General features: G+C 61.0%; 5 protein-coding genes. 2 read left to right on the top strand and 3 right to left on the bottom strand.

The annotated features are described in order from the left end of the window. On the top strand, window positions 1-167 hold a 167-nt coding region (locus tag CF70_RS35910; protein ID WP_152561779.1), incomplete at its 5' end, for an H-NS family nucleoid-associated regulatory protein. Between the two features lie 246 nt (window positions 168-413). After that, the gene (locus CF70_RS11960) at window positions 414-1,097 is read left to right on the top strand and encodes a hypothetical protein (RefSeq protein ID WP_035864528.1); all 684 of its coding nucleotides are present in this window, start codon (window positions 414-416) and stop codon (window positions 1,095-1,097) included. Between the two features lie 465 nt (window positions 1,098-1,562). On the opposite strand, the gene CF70_RS11955 is transcribed toward CF70_RS11960, so the two are convergent. From CF70_RS11955 to CF70_RS11945, 3 genes are all read right to left on the bottom strand, one after another. Next, a complete protein-coding gene (locus tag CF70_RS11955; RefSeq protein ID WP_035864526.1) occupies window positions 1,563-1,778 on the bottom strand; it encodes a hypothetical protein in 216 nt (71 codons plus the stop codon). 79 nt (window positions 1,779-1,857) lie between these two features. Next, the gene (locus tag CF70_RS11950; protein ID WP_235185010.1) at window positions 1,858-2,313 is read right to left on the bottom strand and encodes a nuclear transport factor 2 family protein; all 456 of its coding nucleotides are present in this window, start codon (window positions 2,311-2,313) and stop codon (window positions 1,858-1,860) included. Next, window positions 2,310-2,853, bottom strand: a 544-nt coding sequence (locus tag CF70_RS11945; protein ID WP_235185009.1) for an SDR family NAD(P)-dependent oxidoreductase, incomplete at its 5' end; no start/stop codon positions are given. The genes CF70_RS11950 and CF70_RS11945, both read right to left, overlap by 4 nt.

The raw sequence follows: 2,853 nt of genomic DNA, 5'->3' as shown, positions 1-2,853 counted from the left end.
GCTACCGCAACGCGCACGGGCAGGGCTGGGATGGCCGCGGTGCCATGCCGGACTGGTTGCAGCGGGCAGTCAACGCCGGGCAGACTGTGGAACATTTCCGGGTGTCCATCACGGGAGTCACGGGGCCCGTCGTGAAGGGGAGTTCCGATTTGAAATCAAACGGTTAGGTGGAGGTGCGGCGGATTTTTGAGGAATCCCGGCCAATCCTCGATTTAGGTCGGGCAGCACACAAGAGGTCCGGACCGGCCAAAGCGACATAGACCTTCTCCCGGGCATAAACTAGAAAGAGGCCGCGACCGCAGTGTGTCCTGGCGCCCGGAGTTTCTGTTGGCCGCCGGGCACACTCCCGAACGTGGCGAGTGCCGGTTGTGCAGCGATAGCCACGCCGCTCCGAGTCTGCCTTCTCAAATGCCATGAGTTACATTCGCACACCGTTCACCGAAGATCAGGTCCAGAACCTCAACGAGAACCAGGTCGGCCTCGGCGGCCCGGTTCTGCGCGCCTTCACCTGCAGGAACAGCGACGATCACCGCCACGGCGTCGAAGGTGGCGCCCCTGGCATCTTGATTGCCACCAAGTATGGCTGGGTATGCCCACACTGCAACTACAAGAGGGACTGGGCATTCGCAATGATGGCGACCCGGTTGACGCGCCCGCCGACCGCCATCCAGTCCTTTGTCTATACGACGCCCTCAATCGAGAAGGCCAATATTCTCCTCGGTCAATATGAACGGCTTGCGACAACCGAGCGCCCCGGCGCCGCCGTGATGGTCGCCTGCATCAAGAATCGCATCGAGGAAATGTCGCTCCCCGGATTCGGCGCTATTGAACTCAGCGAGATCCCCACTGATGCGGTGGTGAGACGATCAGAAGGACGCAATTACCGGATCGTCGCGGGACAATCACAGCTCCAAGCCGCCCTGCGCCTGACCGGCCGCGCGCTGGTGACGGATGCAGTCACCCATGAGCAGTTACACGTCCATGACATCGACGGCAAACTGTTCGCCATTCCGTCCGACGCCCAGGCAGTACTCGACTCAGAAACACTTAAGGCGATCGAACACGCCAAAGCGGACCCGCACGCGAAACGCGCGTGAACTCGTTTCGCTGTACCGCAATGCTCTCACATGATGCTGTAGCAGTTGTGTCCATCCATCAGGAGAGCGCTCCACAACACCAGTGCATCGCGGCACCCTTCCGAGAGTAAGTTGCGTTCTAAGTGCCGTGTATTCGTCTTCTGTAAGTGGATCGAATAGACACGGAGGTCTTCGTTGATAGTGATCGTGTCGCCGAATACCAGTTGCTACGCGAGATTCCGCCCCCCTTGACGCCGGATCTGCCGTCGATCGCACAGATCGAAACCGAGCTTGCCTCAGATGAGTAGGGATGTGAAGGACCAATTGCTCGATTGGGGCCAGAGCCGGGGCATACGTTTGACCGCGAGGGGCTAAGCGAAACGTTGTGATGTCTGACAGACAGGGGCCGCTGTCCCTGGAGGAAAGGCTGGCTCGTTGTAAAGATCACCCCTGCCATCGCGAAAGCCAGCGCCCTGCCGCAGGAACTTAATCTAATCCTAGGCCCGCTTCGTTGTTGGCATTGAACGAAAGCATCCCCTCCAGCTTGGCAATCTCGGCCTTCGGGGCCGGATAGCTGCGTAGCTGATCGGTGACGATCTTATGTGGCCCGTTAGTACTGCGCGCCAACAGCCGCATGGAGAAACGCTTGGCCGCAGCCTTGTCTCCGCACATTTGCAGCAGGGATGTCCAGCTCGATGCCATGTTGTTGACGACCCGCCATTGCGATTTCGTTTTCCTCGCGCCATCTTACGCGCCGCGCCCCAAAGACAGAACCTGTGGGCTAGCGGAGCGGCGTGGCGAAGCGGCGGCGCAGCCAGGCTACGATGGGACCGAGCACCGGCAATTGCTGCCAGAGTTCTTCCGCGGCATCCCAATAATCCCGATGAAAAGTGACGCAGCCGCTCTCATCAAAGCGCAAGTGTGAACTGCCATGCACCTGATACGGCTTCCCCTTCAGCATAAAGTGAAAGTCCCACACCACGAAGGCCTGGGCCGCGCCGGCTTGCCCGATCTTCTCGGCGATCACGAAGCGCGGGTTGTCCGTGGCAACGAACATATGAGCGAAGATCCGGCGGATAGCCTCTCGCCCGCGCACGTCGTTGAAGGGATCCTTGAAACGGGCATCCTCGGAGTAGAAGCGCGCGATGTCGCCCAGCGAAGACGGCGAGAGGGTTTCGTACCAGTGCAGCAACGCGTCCAGCGGGGTTGGTGGAGCCGATGGGGTCAGATGGGTCACGACGCATCCATTACTTTTTGCAGCGCCGCAAAGCGCAACCGGTACGGTAGCAGGCTCGCCAGCTTGAGCAGCCGGGTGAAGCGGCGCGGAAAATCGATCTCAAAGCGGCCTCGCGCCAGGCCTCGCAGGATAGCCTCGGCGGCGGCCTCGGGCGTGAGCAGAGCGGGCATGCGAAAGGCATTATGCGCCGTCAGCCGGGTCTTCACGAAGCCGGGGTTGACCAGGTAGACGCCCAGCCCACTTGGATGCAGTTCGGCATAGAGCAGCTCCGCCAAGTTGATCAGCGCGGCCTTGGTCGGGCCGTAAACAGTGGCATTGGGCAGTCCCATATAACCGGCCACGCTGGCCACCAGCACCAGGCTGCCGCTGCCGCGCGCCAGCATGTCGGCGAGTGTGGCCTGCAATCCGTAATAGACACTGTTCAGGTTGGTCTCGATGGTGTGGCGCACGCTTTCGGCCTCCAGTTCCCAGGGGCGCAGTGGGCGGTAGTCGGCGGCGCAGAACACCACTAGGTCGACGCCGTCCCACGCCTCGCGCAGG

Source organism: Cupriavidus sp. SK-3, assembly GCF_000611145.1.
In the GTDB taxonomy this organism is placed as follows: domain Bacteria; phylum Pseudomonadota; class Gammaproteobacteria; order Burkholderiales; family Burkholderiaceae; genus Cupriavidus.
The sequence above is the reverse complement of the archived record's forward strand: the minus strand, read 5'-3'. Positions and strand labels throughout refer to the sequence as shown.

Coding starts and splice junctions, on each gene's coding strand:
- CF70_RS11960 (WP_035864528.1), top strand. CDS start 414: ATGAGTTACATTCGCACACCGTTCACCGAAGATCAGGTCCAGAACCTC.
- CF70_RS11955 (WP_035864526.1), bottom strand. CDS start 1,778: ATGGCATCGAGCTGGACATCCCTGCTGCAAATGTGCGGAGACAAGGCT.